Here is a 21,233-nt window from a genome sequence, read left to right on the forward strand (position 1 = left end):
GACAAATGGATCTTTCCTTCCAATTCTTATTATAAAAAATATTTTATAAATCGTCAATCAAGCAAAGCTTGGGAGAAATGGGCGGGATTAAACGGCTCTAAGTCACTTAGCGTTTCACCGACGCCAATAAATTTTACAGGAATGCCAAGTTGTTTCTGAATATTGATGACAACCCCCCCCTTTGCTGTTCCATCCAGCTTGGTCAGGCAAAGTCCGGAAATAGGGGTGTATTCGTGGAAAATTTTCGCCTGATCGATCGCATTTTGCCCAATTGTCGCATCAAGAACGAGAAGTGTTTCGTGTGGAGAACCCGGCATCACTTTGTTGCATACCCGTTTAATCTTCTCCAGCTCTTGCATCAAGTCTTTGCGGGTGTGGAGCCTGCCTGCTGTATCGATCAGGACGACATCTGCGCCTCTTGCTTTTGCTGCTGTCATTGCATCGAAAGCGACTGCTGCAGCGTCGCTGTTAGGGGCGCCTTTCACAAGATCCGATCCAATTCTGCTGGTCCATACTTCCAGCTGTGCAACCGCTGCTGCCCGGTAGGTGTCGGCTGCTGCAATCAACACCTTTTTCCCGGCATCTTGATAGCGCTTGGCAAGTTTGGCAACAGTTGTGGTTTTACCATTTCCATTCACCCCGACAACAAGGATGACTGTAGGAGGGTCGGGGTTTTCGGCCATTTCTGCCGAGATTTTGGAAAGAGATTGCTCGATTTCCTTCTTCATCTCCACAATCAGTCCTTCGGCGTCCAGATTGGGATTTTTGCGGTAAATCTCTTTGACTTTTGCGGTCAGTTCTACAGATGCCTGAATTCCAAGGTCTGCTTCGTAAAAAAGCTGTTCAAGCTGTTCCAGTGTTTCTTCATCGATTTTTCCACTGAAAAGAGAACGCAATTTTTCTCCCAGAGCGGAACGCGTTTTGGAGAGGGCATTTTTAACTTTTTCAAAACTAGATTTTAAGAATTTTAGTACCATTGGAAGTCTCAGTTGTGTAAGATAAGAGTTTAAAGTCTAACATAACAGATACAATAAGAAAAGATGAACACACACGAATTTCAAGCAAAGAAGATTCTGGAAAAGTACGGTATGCCTATTCCACCATTCAGGGTGATCTCCGATCTTTCCGAGCTGGAATCGGTTATTTCCGATCTTGCACTTGACCAAGCGGTCATAAAAGTGCAAGTCCATGCGGGCGGGAGAGGCAAGGCCGGAGGGGTTAAATTGGCGAAAACTCCGGAGCAGATCCGTGAGGCAGCTAAAGAGCTTCTTGGCATGAAAATTGTCAACAACCAGACGGGAGAAGAGGGGGTAGTTGCACACAAGATTCTGATCACTGCTCTTACAGACTATCGGAAGGAATACTACATGGGAGCTGTGATCGATCGGCAGAATGCGCGTGCAGTGCTTATGGTGTCGCCGGATGGAGGAGTGGATATTGAAGAAGTGGCGGAGAAAACTCCGGATAGAATTTTAAAGCTTCCGATGAGCTTGAACGGAACTTTTAGAAACTATCAACTGATCGAATTGGTAAAATTTATGGGATGGTCGAAAGAGACTGCCAAGCAGGGCATCGCATTGGCCAAAGGTCTCGCTAAAGCGTTTATGGACAGTGATGCTTCCCTTTTTGAGATCAATCCTCTGGTTGAAACGGAAGAAGGCGATCTGCTCGTTTTGGATGCCAAGCTTTCTGTCGATGACAATGCACTCTACCGCCAAAAAGAGATCGCTTCATTTTACGATGAAACGCAAATCCCGAAAAATGAGGCGATGGCTCATGAACACAATCTTGCTTACGTTTCTCTTGAAGGGGAGGTGGGCTGCATGGTTAACGGAGCAGGACTTGCGATGGCGACTATGGATATGGTCTACCATTTTGGAGGGACGCCGGCGAATTTTCTCGACGTCGGCGGCGGAGCATCCAAAGAAAAGGTTGCCGAGGGATTTAAGATTATTTTGACCGATCCCAATGTTAAAGCAATTCTGGTCAACATTTTCGGCGGGATCATGAATTGCGCAACTCTTGCTTCAGGGATTGTTGCTGCGGTGAATGAGTTAAAATTGCAGGTGCCTCTAGTCGTTAGAATGGAAGGGACAAATGTAGATGAAGGGCGCCGCATTTTGGCGGGATCGGGGTTGAATATCGACATTGCAGATAGTATGACAGCTGCTGCGGAAAAAGCGGTTGCTGCGGCAAAGGGGGTGTAAATCATGGCGATATTAGTCAACAAGAAAACGAAAGTCATGACACAAGGGATCACAGGGAATGCTGGTTCCTTCCATACTGAGCAATGCCTTGAATACGGCTCCCAATTTGTGGGAGGGGTCACCCCTTGGAAAGGGGGACAGACGTGTTTGGGGCTTCCAGTGTTTGATACAGTGAAGGAAGCAAAAAAAGCGACCGGCTGCGACGCTACCATGATTTTTGTTCCTCCTCCATTTGCTGCCGAGGCGATTTTGGAAGCAGAGGATGCCGGTATTCCGCTTATCGTGTGCATTACCGAGGGAATTCCTGTGCGCGATATGCTGGAAGTGAGCCAGGTAATGAAGCGCAGCAAAAAAAGTCGTTTGATTGGTCCGAATTGTCCAGGAGTGATCACTCCTGGGGAATGCAAGATCGGGATTATGCCTGGATATATTCATCAAAGAGGAAGAGTTGGGATTGTCTCCCGTTCGGGAACATTGACTTATGAAGCTGTTTGGCAAACGACTCAACTGGAGTTGGGCCAATCCTCTTGCGTGGGAATTGGGGGAGATCCGCTAAACGGTACAAACTTCATTGATGTATTGGAGCTTTTTGAAAACGATCCGGAAACTGAGGGAATTCTGCTGATTGGCGAGATTGGAGGCGATGCTGAAGAGCAGGCAGCAGAGTGGATTAGAGAGCGTTGTTCAAAACCTGTTGCAGCTTTTGTCGCGGGACAGACGGCTCCTCCTGGAAGACGGATGGGTCATGCCGGAGCGATCATTTCCGGAAATCAAGGAACAGCTCAGAACAAAATTGAGGCGCTTAAACATGCAGGAGTGACTGTGGCCGAAACTCCAGCTGATTTGGGAAAGGCGATGCTGAGTGCGTTTAACGAAAAGCTAAAGAGATGCAACTGAATTTCGGATCAATTCCTATTCGTATACAGCCATTTTTTCTTGTGTTGATTTTTCTTATTGGTTGGTTAAGCACACAGTCTCTCTTGCTGACGTTTTTGTGGGCGTTTGTGATTTTTTATTCTGTTCTTGCTCATGAATTAGGACACGCATTAACGGCAAAAAAGTTCAATCAATCGGTGATGATCGAACTGTTTGGGATGGGCGGAGTCACCTATCGCCAAGGCCCTCCTTTGCGCAAATGGCAGGATTTCGTGATAGTTTTTAACGGCCCTCTTGCTGGCTTTTCATTGGCAGCGACCGCTTATCTTCTTTTAAAAATCTTGGGAGCAAATCCTCCCAATTTATTTTCCTATCTTCTTATTGTTACGTTCAACGTGAACCTATTTTGGACAGTCGTCAATCTTTTACCAGTTCATCCTTTGGATGGCGGACACCTGTTGCGCATTTTATTTGAGGGAATGATGGGATTTCGCGGTGCTCAAGCGGCACTGCTTTTGAGTACTCTGTTTGGCCTTGCCTTCAGCATTTTATTTTTCATCATCCATTTTTGGATCGCCGGTGCGCTGTTTTTTATGTTTACTTTCGAAAGCTTTAGAAAATTTCAAAGCACGCTTCAACTTTCGAATAGTGACCAGAGTGAAGAGCTTCAAGCGTTGTACAAAGAGGCTGAAGAGGTGCGCGTTTCTGGAATGGATGAACAATCGCTTCAGCTCTTTCTTGAGCTGCGGAAAAAGGCTGGCGAAGGGGTGTTGTTCTTGGGAGCTTCGGAATCGGCAGCACAACTCCTAGTCCGTTTGGGCCGTTTAAAGGAGGCGTATAAAATTTTATTGCCGATTTCCAAAAAACTTAGTATGAGCAGCCTGTTTTTACTTCATCAATTGGCTTATGAACTTGGACACTGGAAGGAAGCAGCCACAATTGGGAATCAAGTCTTTCAACAACGTCCCGAATATGAGATAGCTGCAATTAACTCCCTTTGTCATGCCGCACTTGGAGAAGCAGAGCCTGCTGTTGGTTGGCTTCAAGCAGCGATTGACGCAGGTTTGCCAAATCTCTCTGAATTTTTGCAGAAAAGAGAGTATGACCGTATTCGAGAAAACGATCAATTTAAAAAATTAAAAATTAAGTAAAATTTATCTTATTAATTTATTTATTTAATCTTTATGATTTTTTAATCTTATTCTTTCAAGATTTATAAATTTCAACAAAAAGTACAAAGGGGCATAATTATGGTATCGCCAGCAAGACTAGTACCTGGAGGAGATCGTCGGAGAAACGATCTTGGAGTTTTTGGATCGCGTCAGATTCCGGGGGTAGACAGAAGAACACATGTCGTTTATGAAAGATCAAGGCCCTTTTATCGAACAAGGCCCTCTAATCATTCGGTACACATCATGCATACGCCGCCAGCTGCAAGAGTTAGCAAACTTTCGGCATTAATTGTTGGGATTGCACTGGCAATTTTTGGCGTTTGCATTTTCCCTGCCAATCCTATTGCAGGTTTCATCATAGGAGGAGTAGGGGGTGTTATAGCCGCTTCTGGAGCGATTGCTTATAACGCGGGTCGCCGCTAAATAGTGAAAATAAAACGCCGCCTTTTTAAAAAGGAGGCGTTTTATCACTTATTCTTCCTCAACAATTCTAGGAGGAAAGATCCCATATGGTTGAAACATCAAAGGATTCATCATTGGTGTTCCCATGTAGGCAAAACGAAGGCGTGTTGAACCGGTTGTAAACTCTTTGGTTGCTATTGGACGAGCTGTTCCTATCTGTTGCCCTAAGAAAGAGTTAGCCGATGAGATGATATTTTTAAAAACATCATAGAGATATCCACGCCATCCTTGCGTTTTCTTGGTCGGATTCACTTTGGCGATCGTGTGATCTTGAGAGGCTGTTCGTCTTTGATATGAATGGTTGGTGTGTAAAAGAGCAAAAACGGAAAATAATACTCCTACTCCTGCAATTCCCACCATTCTAGGATTAAACCCTAAACGAGAGCTGATGCCAACTGCTTTAGAGATCGAGTTAATACTTGATGTAGGAGGAATTATGGAAGGTTGCGGATTAGAGCTTGCCATGAGATGAAGCTCTTCTCGAAGTGCTTTCTCAAACAATGCTGTTGATGCTAAAAGCGTAATCGCTGGAGTGCTGTTAATCAGGTCTTTTTCCGTATCTTCTGAAAGATCTTCAGGGTTATCCTCCAATTGCAGACGGCCGTGGCTGCTGCCGCCTTCTAATTGCAATACGCGTTTATGTGCACCTTGCAGCTCGAATGGAAGCTGTTGATGAAGGTTAGACATGACCATATCTATAGGAGATCGATCTCCTGTTAGCGGTGTGTCCAAAGAGATTTTGACGAGATGTTCAACACGATCCAAAACAATGAGAATTGTCGCATCGGCTTTGAGATGAGGTTCTTCATGACCAGCGATATAGTTCCATCCTTGGCTAAGTATAGAGCTGAGAGAGCTTAAATAACCGCTGTTTTGCGTTGGAATGAGGCTCCTTTCACTTAATGGATTGGCTTGGTCTTCAATTTGCAGCGGAGGGGGACTATGCAAGACTTGCTCCGGACTCATGCCGAAGATTTCCAGGTTCATTTCTAGTACCGTAAAAGTCATTTCTGGTAGAGGCCTTCCTTGTTCAATATTCGGAGTCAGAGGAAAAGGTTGTCCGATAAAAGGGTTGGTTTGAACGATACCAAGGTCTTGATTATGTGGAGAGATAGTATCCGGTTCAACATTTTCACCAGAAGAAATAGGAGGATCTTCCGGGGCTTCGATCTTTTCGTCGGTTCCTTCATTTTTGGCTTCTTGTATTGGTTTATCTTTTCTGCCACTGACAATTTCACTGATCTCTTTATTATGGAAGACGCGCCCGTATTCTCTTTTTAAGAAAGAATTTTCACCCCGTAGAAGTTCAAAATTGATCGTAAAAACTGTTAAAATATTTAATAAGATTAATCCTGTACCTTCAAAAATTTTTCTAGCGATGCTATAGGTTTTTTTGTCTATTTTATTTAAATCTTTATTAGATTTTTCTTGTTTCTCAATCTGAGAATAATTTTGTTTAATACTATCTGTAGAATTTACCATCTTTAATCCGTCCTCTTTATTTTATTTATAATAGAATTTTAAAATATTTATTTTAATTTATTATAAAGAAATTTTTAAGATAAAAATGTTAGGCAATGATGATTGCCTAACATTTTCTTAAGATGATCAATCTAGTTCTCTATTATCATTTAATCGAATGCCTAATAAATCCACTTTGACAGGAACATTGCCAACGTTGATGATTCTGGTGTCAATGGGGGTTGCGTTTTGCCACCAAAGTTTAGAAGAATAAGTTCTCGCAGACTGCCCAATATAAGCGATGGCTTTAGTGAAAACGGAGTAGAAACGGGAGTACCAAGGCTGGCTTTTCTCCGGTGTTTTTGCAGTGAATCGATCTGCTCCCATGTTTGCACCTCTCATGTGCATCATTGCCCAGTACATGATAAATCCAACTAATGGGGGAGTTTGTGTGTATTTTGGTTTGGGGCGTTCGCTTTCTCTTTGAGGTGCTTGTTGCCGCTCTTCGGTTTTTACAACAGGTTGTCTTTTGTTTTGCACTTGCGGGGGAATGCCCAAGTGTTTTGGAGCTTCTTGATTTGTTAAGAAAAGAGAGGGTGAACATTTTGAGATGCTGGTTTTCATAACAGGCCGGCTTCCCTCCAGCATTAGTGGTTGAGGAGGAGAGGAGATTTTTTTGGAAACAGAAAAATTTGGCTGAGAACTGCCTTCAATTTGCCCAAATATATTGCCTGCAACGGAATTCATGAATTGAGGCGTCAAACGTTCTGCAGGTACATTGAATGATATTTTGAATATTGTTTCGATATTGTCGATTGTTAAGCGCATGGTAGAGCTCTGCTGAACTGTTGCCTCGGAAAGCTGGCCTCTGAAGCCGAACACTTGATTAAAAGCTTGCCCTGCTCCATTCCAAAGACGGCTTAATGCACTAGAAGAACTTTGATGCTCTAATTGGGGGAGATGAGATGTCGTGAAGTTGTTAGGGGAAGAAATCAGCGTTGTCACTAGATCAAGAATTTCTAATTCGCCTTTCACGCCATTTGCCAGTTGAATGGTAAATTTTTTTCCAACTAAAGAACTTTCTTTGGTTTTTGGATTTTCCTCTAGTGCTCCTATGTTGCTTCTCGTTGCTAAGTCTGTTGAAACTTTGGGAACCAGGCTCTGTTCAACTTGCTGAGACGGACTTTGAGAAGTTTTTATCACTTCTATAGTGCGCCCATTCCAAACTGCTTGATATTCTTTCCTTAGCCAGGAATCTTCTTTTAAAAGATCGAGGTTGATCAAAAATGCTGTTCCTATGTTCCATAAAGCAAGTTGTCCCGCTTTAATTGTCCTTTCTCCTAAAGTGTGAGTTTTTTCTACAATCTCTTCGATAACCGGTAGATCGGCTGTTTGAACTGAATTTTTTACTGGATTGGAACCCAATGATTCTACATGATTCATAAATAATTTATTCCTTTATTATTTTTTTAAAAGAAATTATAAAGTAATGCTTTATAAAAAAACAATAAAAATTATTTTTAATTATGTGGGTGGGAGTTATTTTTTCTGATCGAAGATCGGTTTTTTGATGATGCGAACATGACGGTTTCCTCCAAGATACATGATCATCCACTGCATCATCACGATAAGGCGATTGGGGAAGCTAATCAGGTAAAAAATATGGATGAAGCACCATGCGAACCAAGCAAGCAGGCCTGTAAAACATCGTTTGCCGATGGCTGCAACGGCTTTAGATGTACCGACGGTTGCCATCACACCTTTGTCTACATAGTGAAACGGAGGCCTTTCTCCTGTTTCGATCACTTTAGCTACATAGCGGCCCTGTTGAATGGCAACAGGAGCGATTCCGGGTAGGGGATTGCCTTCCCTATTTTTTGCACACGCTGCGTCGCCGATCACAAAGACATTGGAATATCCGGGAATGGACAGGTCTTCGTTAACAATGGCCCGTCCGGAGCGATCTTGTGGAACATTCAGTGTTTTTAAAAGAGGGGAAGCTTGATTTCCGGCGGCCCAGATGACGTTGGAGGTGGGGATGAACTCTTCGTTGATATACACCCCTTTTTCAGTAATGTTTGTAACGTGGGTATGAGTGCGTACCTTGACACCCATCTGCTGCAAATCTTCCAATGCTTTTTTGGAGAGTTCTTCAGGAAAAGTGTGAAGAAGTCGGTCAGTCCCTTCGATGATAAGAATTTCGGAATTTTCAGGGACGATCCGTCTAAAATTATTAAACAATGTTTTGCGCGCAATTTCTGCAATCGATCCCGCCATTTCGACACCGGTTGGTCCTCCGCCGACGATGACAAAACGCAGCTCGCTTGCGATCTGTTCAGGGTCGTTACTTCGTTCAGCCCTTTCAAAAGCCAGTAAAATACTTTCTCGGACCGCAATTGCATCGTTTAACGTTTTAAGGCCTGGAGCAAACGGCTCCCATTGTTCATTGCCGAAATAAGAGTGCCTAGCTCCGGTGGCAACGATGAGGTAGTCATACTCCATCGTTTCTCCATGAAGCATGATGATTTTTTTGCTCTCCTTATCGATTGCGGTCACTTCTCCCATGATGACTGCTGCATTTTTCTGGTTGCGCAAAATTTCACGGATGGGAAGAGCTATATTTCCCGGAGAAAGAGCTGCTGTTGCCACTTGATAGAGGAGAGGTTGAAAGAGATGATGATTCGTGCGGTCGATGACTGTTAGATCGATGTTGGCATTTGCAAGTTCGCGGGCAGCGTTGATCCCGCCAAAACCGCCTCCAATAATAATGACTTTAGGTTTGCTCATATCTTGTTTATATAATTAAAAATGATTTTAAAAATCCAGATTAAAATTGTTCGACGAGTTGATGGATTTCTGAAAAGGAAAGGGGGTTCTGAGGGAGCAAAGTGTTCCAGTCGGAAGCTCCGTTCCTGCTTAGGTGCGAATACAGATGGTAGGCTTTATGCTCCATTTCCAATGCGACATCAGCGCGGACAGTGCCGGAGGCAAGTCTTAAAGGGCGATTCTCTTTGACATTGTATAAAAAAGATCTTGAGGTTTCCAAAGAGGAGAGTTGGCTGTTGATGAGCACGCAATTTTCTATCGTAAGCGACTCTGCTTCAACACCGATCAGAACAGAATTTTTTATGGATCCGCCCCGGATTTGAGAGTCGATTAAATAAGAATTCCTATCCATGATGACTCGGTTTTCCAAGCAGTAGTTAGCTGGAGTGTTCAGGTTGAATAAACTTCTCATATAATGGCTTTCTTTGGTGTTTCCAGTCAGTTTTAAAAGCGTGCGGTAGTAGGAATTCACTGAACGGAAGTCCCACCAATATCCATCTGTTCCAATATCGAGCGGTTTGAAAAAAGAGCGGGAAGGATCTTGTTTGACTAGCTGTTTTTTCAGGTCTGCCATCCGATGGAAATGCATTTGATATTCAGGATAAGGGATAAGAGATGCGTATGTTTGGTAGTTTAGTGTCAATGGCATCCAAAAATGGGCATTTGCGTCCATTTGGCCCGATTCTTTTCCCAGTTCCTGTTTAAACTCTTTGAGAAGTGCTTGAAGCATCTCCCAAGAAAGGCTGAAAGAGGAAAGGTTGGATGCCATCGGACTTTTTGTTTGAAGAAAGATCGGTTTTGCCATATCGAACACTCTGGCGCCTGCGGGCTTTAAGACGATCAGTTTCTTTCCTGGTTGATGCTGCGGCAATCTCTGGCAAAAAAGGTCGATATGACTATCTGGAGAGTATGAGAAAGTTTTTGATGGATAAAAAATTTGATTACAGTGGAAAACGGATAATCTTCTTTCTCTGTTTTTTGAAAAATGTTCGTTGGTTTGTTTGATCACCGTTTCTAATAAGTAGCAGTTTTTAGAAAGGATCCGAAGGTTGGCGATCGAATTATTTTCGCTTGCAGTTAGAGGAAAAAGATTTTTCCCATCTCCTGCAGTGTGATAAAGCGCGACAGAAGCGCCTGCATTGTGCATTTGGAGAAGGTCGCAGTGATATTTGAATTTTGCTTTTTCTGCGGCCTTTTGATAGGCATACAATGTTCCCAGTCCGGTTCCAGCACCTCCAGCCCAATTTTCCGCGATAGTGATGATCAATGCGCCTGGCTTGCAGATCTCTTTGCTTGAGGAACGCAGCCTTTTATGCCAGAACTCCTCTTGCGAGGAGTTCCGGGTGGAGACGATCACGATATCGAAGCCTTGCCTCATCGTGGGCAGCTATCCTGTTTTAATGGAAACAAAATGCATGTAATCGCCCTGTTTTACAAGAAGCAGTATCGGTTTTTGGGGATCTGCTTTAGATATCTGCTGATTAAAGGCTTCCACTGAATCGATCTTGACGTGGTTGACTGCAGTGATCAGGGCTCCCTGCTTAATTCCAGCCATAGCAGCAGGGCTGCCTGCGGAAATTTTGCTGACGACCACTCCTTTCAAATCGACATAGCCGAGATTGTGCGCGATATCTGCTGTCAAAGGTTTGACTTCGATCCCAAGTTTATTCGTTTTGGAGGAGGCGATTTCCTCTTCATCAGGGAATTCTCCAACTGTGAGTGGAATGTGGATTTCTTTTCCGTCGCGTAAGACTTTTAAAGTGATTTTAGAGCCGGGCTTCATAAAAGAGACAGCATTGCGTAAGCTGGAGATTGTCGAGACCTCTTTTCCGTTGTAATCCAGAATAATATCTCCCTGTTTCAAACCTGCTTTTTGCGCTGGCGAGTCAGGGGTCACATCGGAAACCAAAGCTCCCTTTACTTTGCTTAAGCTGAACGATTGAGCTAAGTTGTTGTCGATCGGCTGTAGATTGATGCCGATAAATCCGCGGGTCACAGAACCGTTTGCGATCAATTGTTCCATAATGTTTTGGATCATATTGCTTGGAATGGCAAAACCGATTCCCATATATCCTCCGGAACCCATATTGGTGACGATTGCTGTGTTCATTCCAATGACATTGCCGTCGAGGTCGAGAAGCGGCCCTCCGGAATTTCCTCTATTGATTGCAGCATCTGTTTGAATAAAGTCTTCAATGCGCGCAAGGTCCAGGCCGCTGCGCCCTTTTGCGCTGACCACTCCGGCTGTAACTGATGCCTGTAGGCCAAGGGGATTGCCGATAGCGATGACCCACTGTCCCACTTCAAGGTCATCTGAATTTCCAAGATTGAGATAAGGAAGGTTTTTATCGTTGATTTTGATGACGGCGATATCGGTGCTGCTGTCGATTCCGATCAATTCTGCATTGTATTCTCTGCCGTCATTGAACAAAACAGAGATCTCTTCTGCTCCGTTGACAACGTGGCCGTTTGTCAGGATATAGCCGTCTTCACTGATGATGAAACCGGATCCCTGTCCTGTTTGGTATTGAGGTTCTTGCGGATGTGCCGGGCTGCGCGGACGGCGTCCAAAAAAATGGCCGAAGAAATCGTCATGGTTGAAAAAATCGAAAGGATCGCTGTCTCCAAATTGAAAGGAATTTCTTTTAGTTTTGGATTTGACTTTTACTGAAACGACTGCAGGCGTTGCTTTTTTTACGACCTCTGTAAAGTCCAGAGATGTCCTCCCTAGTGGTTGATCTTTGCAAAATCCGCTGATGGGAAAGCAGACGAAGGCCATAAAAGCTGCAACCATCGACCATTTTTTCGCGTATGAAATTGAATCGGGCTGATGATTCATATTGATTGCCTCTCTTTATTTTTGATCAAGAAAATACCTCTATTTTTTTAGGAAATTTCTGGAAAAAATTCAACCTTTCAAAAAAAATTAAATATTTAGAATTCCCAAAGCCATGATCAACGCTCCTTTTTCCAGTCTGTCAATGCCAAAGTGCTCGTTGGGTGCGTGCATGTAATCATCGGCTAGGCCAAGCCCAAGCAGGATCACTTCCGATCCGCTAGCTTCTGACAATGCATTGATGATCGGAATCGATCCCCCTTCGTAAGTATAGCTGATGGGTTGTCCGAAGACCTCCTCATAGGCTTTGGAAAATGCTTGCACTCCTTTCGAACGGATGTCGCTGCGGCAAGCGCTTCCTGAGCCAGGATGTACGTTGACTTCAACTTCTATTCCTTCAGGGGCAAGGCTTTTCAAATATTCAGCAACGAGAGGCCCGATCTGTTTAGGGTCCTGCCTTGGGACAAGTCTGCAGGAAATCTTTGCGGAGGCTTGTGCAGGGATGACTGTTTTGAACCCGTCGCCTGTGTAGCCTCCGTGAATTCCATTGATTTCAAGCGTTGGACGTGTCCAGGCACGTTCAAAAGGGGTCAATCGGGTTTCCCCTCCTGTGGGTAGAGCTCCGAATGCTTGATGATACTCCTTTTCATCGAAATCCAGAAAGAGCCTCTCTTTTTCACGATCATTGATAGGGGATACAGAATCATAAAAACCGGGAACGGTAATTTTTCCCTCCTTATCTCGGCAGCTGGATAAGATGTGCACGAGGGCGTGGATGGGATTGAAGACGATGCCTCCATGGACTCCTGAGTGCAAGTCGGTATTAGACCCTTTGACAACGATGTCCATGGTCAAGATGCCTCTCGTCCCCAGCGTAATAGCGGGAATATTCGGCCCTGGAATGCCCAGGTCCACAATGGCTAAGTAGTCAGCTTTAAGCTCTTGGCTTTTCTCTGCTAGGATCCCTTCAAGTCCTTCACTTCCTGTTTCTTCTTCACCTTCGATGAGCCATTTAATATTGATTGGGTAGCCGCCGTTTTTCTCCCTCAATAGCTTCAAGGCTTGCATCACGTAAAAACACTGTCCTTTGTTGTCTTGAGCCCCTCTTGCATAGATTTGCCCATTGCGGATCGCTGGCTCAAACGGAGGCGACTTCCAAAGTTCGAGCGGGTCCACCGGCTGTACGTCGTAGTGATTGTAGATGAGAAGAGTCGGTTTGCTTGGGCCTGCGCTGAGATCCTCTCCAAACAGGATGGGGTGCCCTGATGTTTTCCACAGTTGGGTGGTAAGTCCAAGCGAATTCATCTTCTCTCTCAGCCAACCTGCGCACTCCAGAAGATGCGGAGTGTATTCCGCTTCTGAACTGATGCTTGGAAATGACAAAAATTTCTGGAATGCTTCCAAAGCTTTTGCTTCAGATTGCTTATAGGAATGCCTGAGTTGATCTAAGGTTTTCATGGTTTGGTATTTTCTAAAAAAAACTTTTGTAAGTAAAGATAATTCCTACCCCAAGCAGAATAAAGTAGAGGATCAAACTGAGCCTGACGTGTTGATGGTGTTTGGCGATTAACAACGGGTCTTTTTTTGTTGCCTCTAAGAAATCGATCCGCTTTTGGATGCTGTAGTGGTGCCAGCAAGGCACTTGATGAGTGCCGCCGGTGGCATGTCCGATTTCGTCCAGTGCAAGCTGCATATCCTCTACAGGAATGCCCAACTGATACACATGCAGATCTGCCTGCCTTTCGAACAAGCGGGAAAAATAGCCGAATACCACGCGTAGATAGATGAAAAAAACGAGGGAGTAAAGGGCAAAAAATGTAAAAGAAGAGGCGATCGGCTCAAGCAGCGGCGTTCCTAGAGCAAACAAGACCAGTATGCCAAAGATGACTGCAGGATAATATAAGAGGTGCTTGTGTGCACAGTGCCCGATTTCATGAGCTAAGATGGCATTGATCGATCGGGGAGAAAGCTCGTTAAGCAGGCGTTTTGTAAACATGATGTAGCGGAAGCGGGGGAGAATGCCGATGATGGCGGCTGTGTAGGAGTGGTTTAGCACCGTCCAGGTTTTTATTCCTGCATGTTTAAATTGTGCCTTTACACAGAGGGCGTCCAGATTTTGCTTGAGTTTGCTTGAAGAGAGATCGCGGCATTTCCAAATACGTATTGTTAACGGCGGATAGAATAAAACGATTAGGAGAAGAAGCGCTAGTAAGCCGATTGTAAAAAGCGCAGAGTAGCTTCTGCTTAATTCCACCTTGTCTGCTGGAATCAGTGTGATCGCATCCATGATGCAGGCAATGAGAAGGAAAGGCAGGCAGAAGGGAAGTAAAAACCGGAGATGATTGATCGCATAGAGATTAGCAGAGCTGGCTAATCCACGGCTTCCGGCTGGAATACGGGGGTAGGCGCTTCGGTGGAAGACGTAGAGTCCTCCAAAATAAAGGGTGAGCGAAGCTGCCGAGACAAGGAGTATAGATGGAAAAATCAATAGGGAGTGAATGGCTAGCAGAAACAAAATGAGGAGCGCATTTGCTGTGGCAAGCAGAATGTGGTGAGTGTTTCGCAGCCATTTTGAAAAGAGGATATTTTGAAGAGCAATGAGTATCAGAGTGAAAATGTAGGCTGCGGATCCTAAGAGAAAAGCTGGCAATGGAGAGAGGGTTAAGGGAGGCTGTTGATGCTGCGGTGAAAAGCTGATGATGAGTAACACCACTGTAAGATAAAAAATTTGGGTGAACATTGCCTGGAATTGCCCCATTCATTTAAAATGTTTTCCAGATTATGAAGAAAAAACGTGTTTTGGTTAAAGTTTTTCTAGCGATTGCTTTAGGTGCTGCCGCTGGTTTAGCCGCCGGTAAGGATGCGGGAATTTTTGGCATTCCCTGGATTCGGATTTTTAATCTGATGGGGCAGCTTTTTTTGAATGCTCTAACTATCGTTGTCGTCCCTTTGGTCTCCTCGTCGATTATTACAGGCACTGCACGAGTGGGGGCTGACAAAGAATTTGCCAAACTTGGGCGGCGTACATTTTTCTATTTTATTTTGACAAGTCTCATTGCAGTCTTAACGGGATTGACTTTGACTTTGCTTATCGGGCCCGGAGATTCGGTCGATTTTAGGCTCCTGTCGGAAATATCGCCATCTCCTGAAATTGTGGATCTGCAAGGAGCAGCTGCGGGAGGGTTGTTTGATAAATTCGAAAATATTTTGTTCCGCCTTGTTCCGTCCAATATTCTTTCTGCCGCTGCTCAAGGGCAGCTTTTGGGATTGATCTTCTTTAGCTTGCTCTTTGGCTATTTTATCCCTCGCGTGGATAAGGAGCTTTCAGAAACAATGCAGCGTTTTTGGGATGGCGTTTTCCAGATCATGATGCGCATGACTCATCTTGTGATGGAATTCTTGCCGATCGGTGTCTTTGGATTAGTGGCAAAGGTGACAGCGACCACAGGTCTTGGAACTGTCAAGCCGGTTTCTATTTTCTTTTTAACTGTGATGGCTGGCTTGGGAATCCATATGTTTTTCATGCTGTCTTTTCTGTTGAAAGCAAGAGGCGGCATCAATCCTCTTCAACACTTCAAAGCTGTCTTACCTGCGATCGTCACCGCATACAGTACGAGTTCATCTGCAGCGACGTTGCCGGTCACCATCGAGTGCATGGAAGAGCGGGCAGGTCTCCCTAACAGCTTATGCAGCTTTATCCTGCCTTTAGGCAGCACCGTTAATCTTGCAGGAACAGCTCTCTATGTGACAAGCGCTGTAATCTTTATCTCCCAGGCTTATCATCTTGAGATGAATCTTGCAACTCTCCTCCCAATCATCGTTCTTGGCCTTTTTACAAGTCTTGGGATGGTGGCCGGCATCCCTTCAGGAAGCATTGTCAGTATTGTCATTATCTTGCAAAGCATTGGACTTCCTTCTGATGGGATCGTGTTGATTTTGGCCGTGGAAAGGATTCTGGATATGTTCCGCACTTCGGTTAGTGTTTATAACAACACGTGCTGCGCTTCTCTTGTTCATGAGTGGTAGATAGCGGCAGGGCGTGTTTTTTCAGGATAACCAAGATGTTTCATCATGCTTTCCACAGCGTGGCTGTGAGATTTGATTCTGGAGTTGAAGGCGCTTGGTATCATGAATTGTTTACCAAAATTGCCTGGTGTGCGCACTCCTAATGCGCTTAGGAATCGATCGAATAGGTGTGTAATCTGAAGATCGGTTAGCCAATCTTTTTTGACGGTCAAGTGAGTGATGGTTTGGCGTGCTATTTTCAACCGTTCTGCTCCAATCTTTTGTTGCAAGCCGGCTCCTAAAGGGACTGCATTCACGCAAAACGCTTCCTTTTGATGCATGAGTGCGGCATATGAGGCCAGCGATGCGCCGTAGCATTGTCCGGTAAAGATCACTTTTTTTCCTGAAAAGCGGGGATCTTTAAGCAGATCGGAGACTAGCTGGTCTGCTTGTTCGTAGATAGCAGGGACTCCTCCAAAGATATTCAGGCATGTATTGATGATCGGCAGTGCCGTTATTTTGTGTCTTTCATCTGCATTGTATGGGATTTCGGATTTATCCGATCCTTTGGCGCCAAAGGTAATTAAATAGACATCTTCCTTTCTTACAACGGTGGCTTTTAGCCCTGTCTTTGGATCGAAGAAGCATCTCTCCCTTGATTCAATCGTCTGATCTATTTCTGAAAATGATGCGGGTGTTTCGATATGATAACCAAAAGGTTCTATCCATTCCGGATTGCAGTTATGAACAAAAGCGCAACTGCACGCAAGGTCTATTTTTTCATGCAACTCTTTAGAAGACATATCCGTTCTATCGTTGAAAGAGTAGCCGAACGTTTCTTTCGATCCCATGTAGCGCTTGGGGAACTGTAATATTTCTTTTAGAATATGTAAGATTTTGAGCGTGAGTTCTTTCAAACGGATAATGCCCTGTTCGCAAGCGAGAGCAAACTTGCTAGGCTGACTATGAGCTGTTACAAGACTAACCATGATGGACCTCCTTCATCATGACGGTAGTGAGCGGAGGGATTGTTACCTTGTAGCTTTTTCCTTTGCTTCCGGAGACGATGTCCACAGCAAGGTTGATTTGTCCTGAACCGCCAAATTCTACGGCATCGCTATTGAAAATTTCCAGAGGGGCTTCAATGGAATTTGCGCTGCATTTGATCGTGAACGTGCGCTCCTTGTCTGTGAAGTTGTGCAGGCAGACGCAGCTATCTCCAGAAGAGCTTTTCCTGCGGTAAGCATGTACTTTTTTCTCGGGGTCTTCAATCCACTCAAGATCATGCCCGTTATTATCTGATTCCCATAATTCCTTATGTTCCCGGTAGAGGGTATTCAGCCTGGCTATCATCTCGAGTATTTCTTCTTTCTCTCGGGAAGGATCGGCAAAAGACTCATGCGAAGCAAACGCTTCCAGCCAGGAATTTTCGTTGCCTGAATCGCTTCCCATGAAAAGCAGCTTTTTCCCGGGCAGGCACATCATGAAACTCAGCATCGCTTTAAGATTGGCCAGCTTCTCTTCTTCAGTCAAGTCGGGAGTTAAAGCAATGAGTCCCTTTGAATGGAAATCGTCGTGCGACAGGGCCATTACCTGCTTGTGGAAATTATCGCTTTGGATCGCTTTTTTTAGTTCTTCATATCTTTTCGAACGGTTTTTTGGAGAAATTTTAAAAAAGGACAATGCACCTTTTAACCAGCCGACGTGCCATTTCATGTCGAAGCCTAAACCGTCAAGCCAGACAGGCTTGGTGACGGATGTATCGCCTGAATACTCTTCGGCAATTGTGACTGCTCCCGGGCAATGCTCATGGACAACAGCATTCAAATCCCGCATGAATTGATTAGCGGATTGCTGATCCTCACTGTTGAGCATGCTGCGTACGCAGTCTACGCGCAGCCCGTCGATATGCATCTCTTTCAGCCAAAAGGCGGCGCTCGAAATCAAAAATTCCCTTACTGATTTTTTGCTATAGTCAAAATGTTTGCATCCGTAGGAAAAGGCCAGTTTTCTAATGCTAAGTTGATACTTCAGTCCGCTAGCTTCATATAAGTTGGAGCCGTCAAAATCCATCAGGCCATAATCATCTTTTGCGAAGTGGGCGGGAACCCAATCCATAATGATTCCGATGCCGTTTGCATGCAGGTGATCGACCATGAATTTAAAGTCGTCGACCGAACCCATGCGGCTGTTGGGAGCGAAATATCCCGATACCTGATAACCCCAGGACTCTTCATAAAAATGTTCTAGAATCCCCATGGGCTCCACATGGGTATATCCTACTTTTTTACAATGTTTGACTAGCTCACTTGCCAGCTCGCGATAGTTTAAGGGTTTGCGCTCTTTTCTTTTCCAGGTAGTGGGATGGAATTCAAAAATGCTCATTGGTTTAGGCTTTCCCTTATCGCTTTCCCGTTGTGTCATCCACTCCTTATCGTTCCATTCAAAAGTTGAGTGGGTGACGATCGAATAGGGTGCTTGATGTTTGTTTGAAAAAGAGGTATAGGAGCGGCTATAAGGATCGATCTTGATTTTGCCATCGACGACATAGTGATAGCGCTGTCCCTGCTTGATTTGGCCAAAGATTGTTTCCCATTCCCCCTTGCTATTTTTTTTCATTGGCGCTTCGCAGAATAGATTTTCCTGTTCGTCGTACAGCCGGACTTTAACGCCGAGCGCATGCGGAGCGTATACCCTGAAAGTTGTCTCATCCTCTCGATAAAAAGCTCCATATTCGTTGTATCTGGTATGATTGACATGCTTTCCATAAGGCGAAGGGACAGCAATGCGCCAATCAGTCGGCACTGTGGAATAGGTTTGATACAGTTCTGCGCTATCCAATCCGCTCTGGTAGTATTGCTGCATATACGATTCTTCAGGGAAAGTTTCCGCTTTTTTTGCGGGGTCGACCACGATCTCACGTGCAACGGCGTCAATTCTGTAGACGCTGTTTTCTTGCCGTCCTCTGTTTCCTATCCGTCTTTTTGCGTTTTCATAGGAAAATCGATACTTTTCCGCAGGAGTAAACCCTCGTGGAGAGCTATGCCATCCATATTTTTTCCCCTCTTTCATCAAACGGCTCATGATTGCCCTCTTTGATGAGTCGCTTTGCTCACCCCAGAATTTAAGGGATTTTGCAACCACTGCTGCGGCCGAATTGTCAACACTTCCCTCTCTTTCGAACAGGAAGCCATTAAATGCATTCTCTTCTTTTTCAGGGGAGATAATGGTGTCGGCAAGCCCGCCGGTATTCGAACCGATTGCCAAAGAGCCGAACAGCCATCCTTCAAATTGCACAAGCCCGCAGGGTTCAAATCTCGAAGGCACATACAAGAAATCCGAAACAGCCCTTAGCAAAGATCCCATTCCGGGGCGTTCCGCGTTGCCTTGCTGGAAATGGATGCGTCCATCAGGATCCTTGTAGTCGCGCACGAAAAGGACCCCTTCTTTGTATTTTTTCTCTAGTTTGTCCAGTATGCGTGCGGCCTCGGGGTCTTCCCCCATGCCCATTGCTATAAATTGGCCGCCGTTTTCGAGGGTGGCCTCGATGGCCTCTTCGAACTTATCGACTCCTTTCTGATAGCTATCGAATCGCCCAATGAAAGTGACCAGCGGTTTGGAAAAATCAATCTTTGACTCCGGCATATATTTCTCTGTCCATAACTGCAGCTGCTCTCTGGCCAAGCCTTTTTTCTCCAGTATGTCTTCGTCATCCGGCCCATAAGAAAGGTTAAGGGGTTCGCCGCTTTTTAGATCTTTCCACTTGACTAACAGCGGATCGGTTTTCGGATCCCATCGATCCGTATTCGTGCCATTGACGATCCCAACTAACTTGCCTACTTTTGCAGCTTGGCGGACGGCGAAAGAGACTCCTTCTCCAAACTTCTCTTGCTGCGATTCAAGACCGAACATTTCAGATACTGTCGTCATGGCATCGGCCGACATCAGGGTCGAAACAAAGAGATTGTCATTCTTGCTGGTGATGCCGCTGTCCTGAAACCCTTTGACAACAGGATCATAGTTATACGCGCCAAGAAGGATTCTTCCTTGCGCGCAGCGGTTGTTGTTGTGAAAGGTAAACAAAACAGGAGGGATTTCACCGCTTTGCCATTCCTCTTGATGATCCTGCTTCAATTTAAGGCCGACACCAGAAACATGCCAGTCATGAAGATGGATCACATCTGTATCTTTTTGCTCCCAGATCAATTCTGCGGCAAGCTCTGAAAATTTAGCAAAGCGCGTTGCCTGCGTTTGCATATCGGGGCCGTAAATATCAGGTTTTTCTTCTGAGAGAACAAAGGAAGGATCTTCAATGAAATAGCATTCAACTCCATTGATGTCAAGTCGGTAGACATTGAATGTTCCATTTTTTCCCGAGTGAACAACAGGATCATGCAATTGTTCTTGAATGTTTTTTGGAAGATGGCTGTATTTTGGAAAAATGAGCTTAACCCTGTTCTGTTCATTCTGCTCCTTGATGCCGCGGCTCAATCCCTCCAACGCTTCGGCTAAACCACCCTGCTTGACAAGGCCGGCATATTCGACCCCTACCATCGTTACCGTAATGGGTTTTTCTAAAAGAGTTTCCGAAAGATCGCCTAGGACGCCTTCCGTAGAAACATCGTAGATGACTTTTTCCTTGTTGCGTCTTCTGGAGAAAATTAAATCATTTTTCGCGATGACGGTTTGCAAATCCCTTTGATCCTCTTGTGCATCGAGGGCATTAAGCTTGCTGTAAGCGTCTGCCTGGGAATGAATGATTCTAGCGATTTCTTCGATAGCAGTGGTGCTGTTTTCTTCTTTTTTCAATAAAAGCAGCGGATTCTCTTTGACTGTTTCCGCATAACGTTCTCTTACCACCTTACGCAGCAGTTCCCGCAGGAATTTAGGCAGGCTTTTGTATTCCTTGTACAATTGTTCAGGGGTTGCGTCAGCAGTCTTTTCTTCAAATGCGGCCAATTGCGATTCCAGTTTCTGAAACTGCACTTGCTGCAGATAGGTTAGGCCTGATTGTACCCAAGTTTCGATTTGCTCATGCTTCAATTGTGCGGGATAATCCATCTTTTCGGGATTTAAAATCTCGGTGTATTTGCGATGCAGTAATTTTGCGCAGCGGTTGGAGGTTAGCAGTCCGTCGATTTTATTAAACTCTGCATTGAAGATTTTCATAACGAAGTTGATAATTTTTAAAATTAAAACTTGTAATTTATTTAATTTCACTTTTTTGACGAGTTCTTTGGACTTCGCAATGGCCTGCGTGTCCGAAGAAAGGTCTACACAGATTTTCATTTGCAAATCCATTTCGTTCTTGCGGGCATCAAAATTGAAGAAACTTGAAAACGAATCGATTTTTTCAATGGCGGAAACGGTCATTGTACACCTTTTTCA

15 protein-coding genes are annotated in these 21,233 nt (G+C 44.7%); 5 read left to right on the forward strand and 10 right to left on the reverse strand.

The window, feature by feature from the left end:
- Nucleotides 1–53 precede the first annotated feature (53 nt).
- Nucleotides 54–977 (reverse strand): signal recognition particle-docking protein FtsY, encoded by a 924-nt coding sequence (gene ftsY / locus WCW_RS02035; protein WP_013181523.1) that lies wholly within the window; start codon nt 975–977, stop codon nt 54–56.
- Between the two features lie 63 nt (nt 978–1,040).
- Between ftsY and sucC the strand changes: the two genes are divergently transcribed.
- From sucC to WCW_RS10100, 4 genes are all read left to right on the forward strand, one after another.
- Nucleotides 1,041–2,207, forward strand: coding sequence for an ADP-forming succinate--CoA ligase subunit beta (sucC, locus tag WCW_RS02040; RefSeq protein WP_013181524.1), 1,167 nt, complete (start codon nt 1,041–1,043; stop codon nt 2,205–2,207).
- A 3-nt stretch (nt 2,208–2,210) separates the two neighbouring features.
- Nucleotides 2,211–3,104 (forward strand): succinate--CoA ligase subunit alpha, encoded by an 894-nt coding sequence (gene sucD, locus WCW_RS02045; protein WP_013181525.1) that lies wholly within the window; start codon nt 2,211–2,213, stop codon nt 3,102–3,104.
- Nucleotides 3,095–4,234: a site-2 protease family protein gene (locus tag WCW_RS02050; RefSeq protein WP_013181526.1), complete on the forward strand. Its 1,140-nt coding sequence runs from the start codon at nt 3,095–3,097 to the stop codon at nt 4,232–4,234. Before sucD ends, WCW_RS02050 begins: the two co-directional genes overlap by 10 nt.
- 99 nt (nt 4,235–4,333) lie before the next feature.
- Nucleotides 4,334–4,678, forward strand: coding sequence for a hypothetical protein (locus tag WCW_RS10100; protein ID WP_143876337.1), 345 nt, complete (start codon nt 4,334–4,336; stop codon nt 4,676–4,678).
- Between the two features lie 48 nt (nt 4,679–4,726).
- Here the strand turns inward: WCW_RS10100 and WCW_RS02060 are convergent, their stop codons facing one another.
- From WCW_RS02060 to WCW_RS02090, 7 genes are all read right to left on the reverse strand, one after another.
- Entirely contained in the window at nt 4,727–6,199 is a 1,473-nt protein-coding gene (locus WCW_RS02060) for a hypothetical protein (protein WP_013181528.1), read from the reverse strand.
- A 126-nt stretch (nt 6,200–6,325) separates the two neighbouring features.
- A complete protein-coding gene (locus WCW_RS02065) occupies nt 6,326–7,621 on the reverse strand; it encodes a hypothetical protein (RefSeq protein WP_013181529.1) in 1,296 nt (431 codons plus the stop codon).
- Between the two features lie 96 nt (nt 7,622–7,717).
- Complete coding sequence (locus tag WCW_RS02070; protein ID WP_013181530.1) at nt 7,718–8,965, reverse strand: NAD(P)/FAD-dependent oxidoreductase; 1,248 nt, start codon at nt 8,963–8,965, stop codon at nt 7,718–7,720.
- A 40-nt stretch (nt 8,966–9,005) separates the two neighbouring features.
- The gene (locus WCW_RS02075) at nt 9,006–10,382 is read right to left on the reverse strand and encodes a hypothetical protein (RefSeq protein WP_013181531.1); all 1,377 of its coding nucleotides are present in this window, start codon (nt 10,380–10,382) and stop codon (nt 9,006–9,008) included.
- A gap of 9 nt (nt 10,383–10,391) precedes the next feature.
- Complete coding sequence (locus tag WCW_RS02080; protein WP_013181532.1) at nt 10,392–11,843, reverse strand: DegQ family serine endoprotease; 1,452 nt, start codon at nt 11,841–11,843, stop codon at nt 10,392–10,394.
- An 87-nt stretch (nt 11,844–11,930) separates the two neighbouring features.
- Nucleotides 11,931–13,298 carry a dipeptidase gene (locus tag WCW_RS02085; protein WP_013181533.1) on the reverse strand — a complete coding sequence of 456 codons (1,368 nt, stop codon included), beginning with the start codon at nt 13,296–13,298 and terminating at the stop codon, nt 11,931–11,933.
- 13 nt (nt 13,299–13,311) lie between these two features.
- Nucleotides 13,312–14,580, reverse strand: a complete 1,269-nt coding sequence (locus WCW_RS02090) for a M48 family metallopeptidase (protein ID WP_013181534.1) — start codon at nt 14,578–14,580, stop codon at nt 13,312–13,314.
- A gap of 41 nt (nt 14,581–14,621) precedes the next feature.
- On the opposite strand from WCW_RS02090, the gene WCW_RS02095 reads away from it, so the two are divergent.
- Nucleotides 14,622–15,866 (forward strand): dicarboxylate/amino acid:cation symporter, encoded by a 1,245-nt coding sequence (locus WCW_RS02095; protein WP_013181535.1) that lies wholly within the window; start codon nt 14,622–14,624, stop codon nt 15,864–15,866.
- Here WCW_RS02095 and WCW_RS02100 read toward each other — a convergent pair.
- Together WCW_RS02100 and WCW_RS02105 are read right to left on the reverse strand one after the other, a co-directional pair.
- Nucleotides 15,854–16,834, reverse strand: a complete 981-nt coding sequence (locus WCW_RS02100) for a hypothetical protein (protein ID WP_013181536.1) — start codon at nt 16,832–16,834, stop codon at nt 15,854–15,856. The two genes, WCW_RS02095 and WCW_RS02100, sit on opposite strands and share 13 nt — an antisense overlap.
- Complete coding sequence (locus WCW_RS02105; RefSeq protein ID WP_013181537.1) at nt 16,827–21,218, reverse strand: glycogen/starch synthase; 4,392 nt, start codon at nt 21,216–21,218, stop codon at nt 16,827–16,829. Before WCW_RS02105 ends, WCW_RS02100 begins: the two co-directional genes overlap by 8 nt.
- Nucleotides 21,219–21,233: the final 15 nt, after the last annotated feature.

This window comes from Waddlia chondrophila WSU 86-1044, from assembly GCF_000092785.1.
Taxonomy (GTDB): Bacteria; Chlamydiota; Chlamydiia; order Chlamydiales; family Waddliaceae; genus Waddlia; species Waddlia chondrophila.

Bases quoted from the DNA above. Each gene is read 5' to 3' on its own strand.
- ftsY (WP_013181523.1), bottom strand. From the start codon at position 977: ATGGTACTAAAATTCTTAAAATCTAGTTTTGAAAAAGTTAAAAATGCC.
- sucC (WP_013181524.1), top strand. From the start codon at position 1,041: ATGAACACACACGAATTTCAAGCAAAGAAGATTCTGGAAAAGTACGGT.
- sucD (WP_013181525.1), top strand. From the start codon at position 2,211: ATGGCGATATTAGTCAACAAGAAAACGAAAGTCATGACACAAGGGATC.
- WCW_RS02050 (WP_013181526.1), top strand. From the start codon at position 3,095: ATGCAACTGAATTTCGGATCAATTCCTATTCGTATACAGCCATTTTTT.
- WCW_RS10100 (WP_143876337.1), top strand. From the start codon at position 4,334: ATGGTATCGCCAGCAAGACTAGTACCTGGAGGAGATCGTCGGAGAAAC.
- WCW_RS02060 (WP_013181528.1), bottom strand. From the start codon at position 6,199: ATGGTAAATTCTACAGATAGTATTAAACAAAATTATTCTCAGATTGAG.
- WCW_RS02065 (WP_013181529.1), bottom strand. From the start codon at position 7,621: ATGAATCATGTAGAATCATTGGGTTCCAATCCAGTAAAAAATTCAGTT.
- WCW_RS02070 (WP_013181530.1), bottom strand. From the start codon at position 8,965: ATGAGCAAACCTAAAGTCATTATTATTGGAGGCGGTTTTGGCGGGATC.
- WCW_RS02075 (WP_013181531.1), bottom strand. From the start codon at position 10,382: ATGAGGCAAGGCTTCGATATCGTGATCGTCTCCACCCGGAACTCCTCG.
- WCW_RS02080 (WP_013181532.1), bottom strand. From the start codon at position 11,843: ATGAATCATCAGCCCGATTCAATTTCATACGCGAAAAAATGGTCGATG.
- WCW_RS02085 (WP_013181533.1), bottom strand. From the start codon at position 13,298: ATGAAAACCTTAGATCAACTCAGGCATTCCTATAAGCAATCTGAAGCA.
- WCW_RS02090 (WP_013181534.1), bottom strand. From the start codon at position 14,580: ATGTTCACCCAAATTTTTTATCTTACAGTGGTGTTACTCATCATCAGC.
- WCW_RS02095 (WP_013181535.1), top strand. From the start codon at position 14,622: ATGAAGAAAAAACGTGTTTTGGTTAAAGTTTTTCTAGCGATTGCTTTA.
- WCW_RS02100 (WP_013181536.1), bottom strand. From the start codon at position 16,834: ATGGTTAGTCTTGTAACAGCTCATAGTCAGCCTAGCAAGTTTGCTCTC.
- WCW_RS02105 (WP_013181537.1), bottom strand. From the start codon at position 21,218: ATGACCGTTTCCGCCATTGAAAAAATCGATTCGTTTTCAAGTTTCTTC.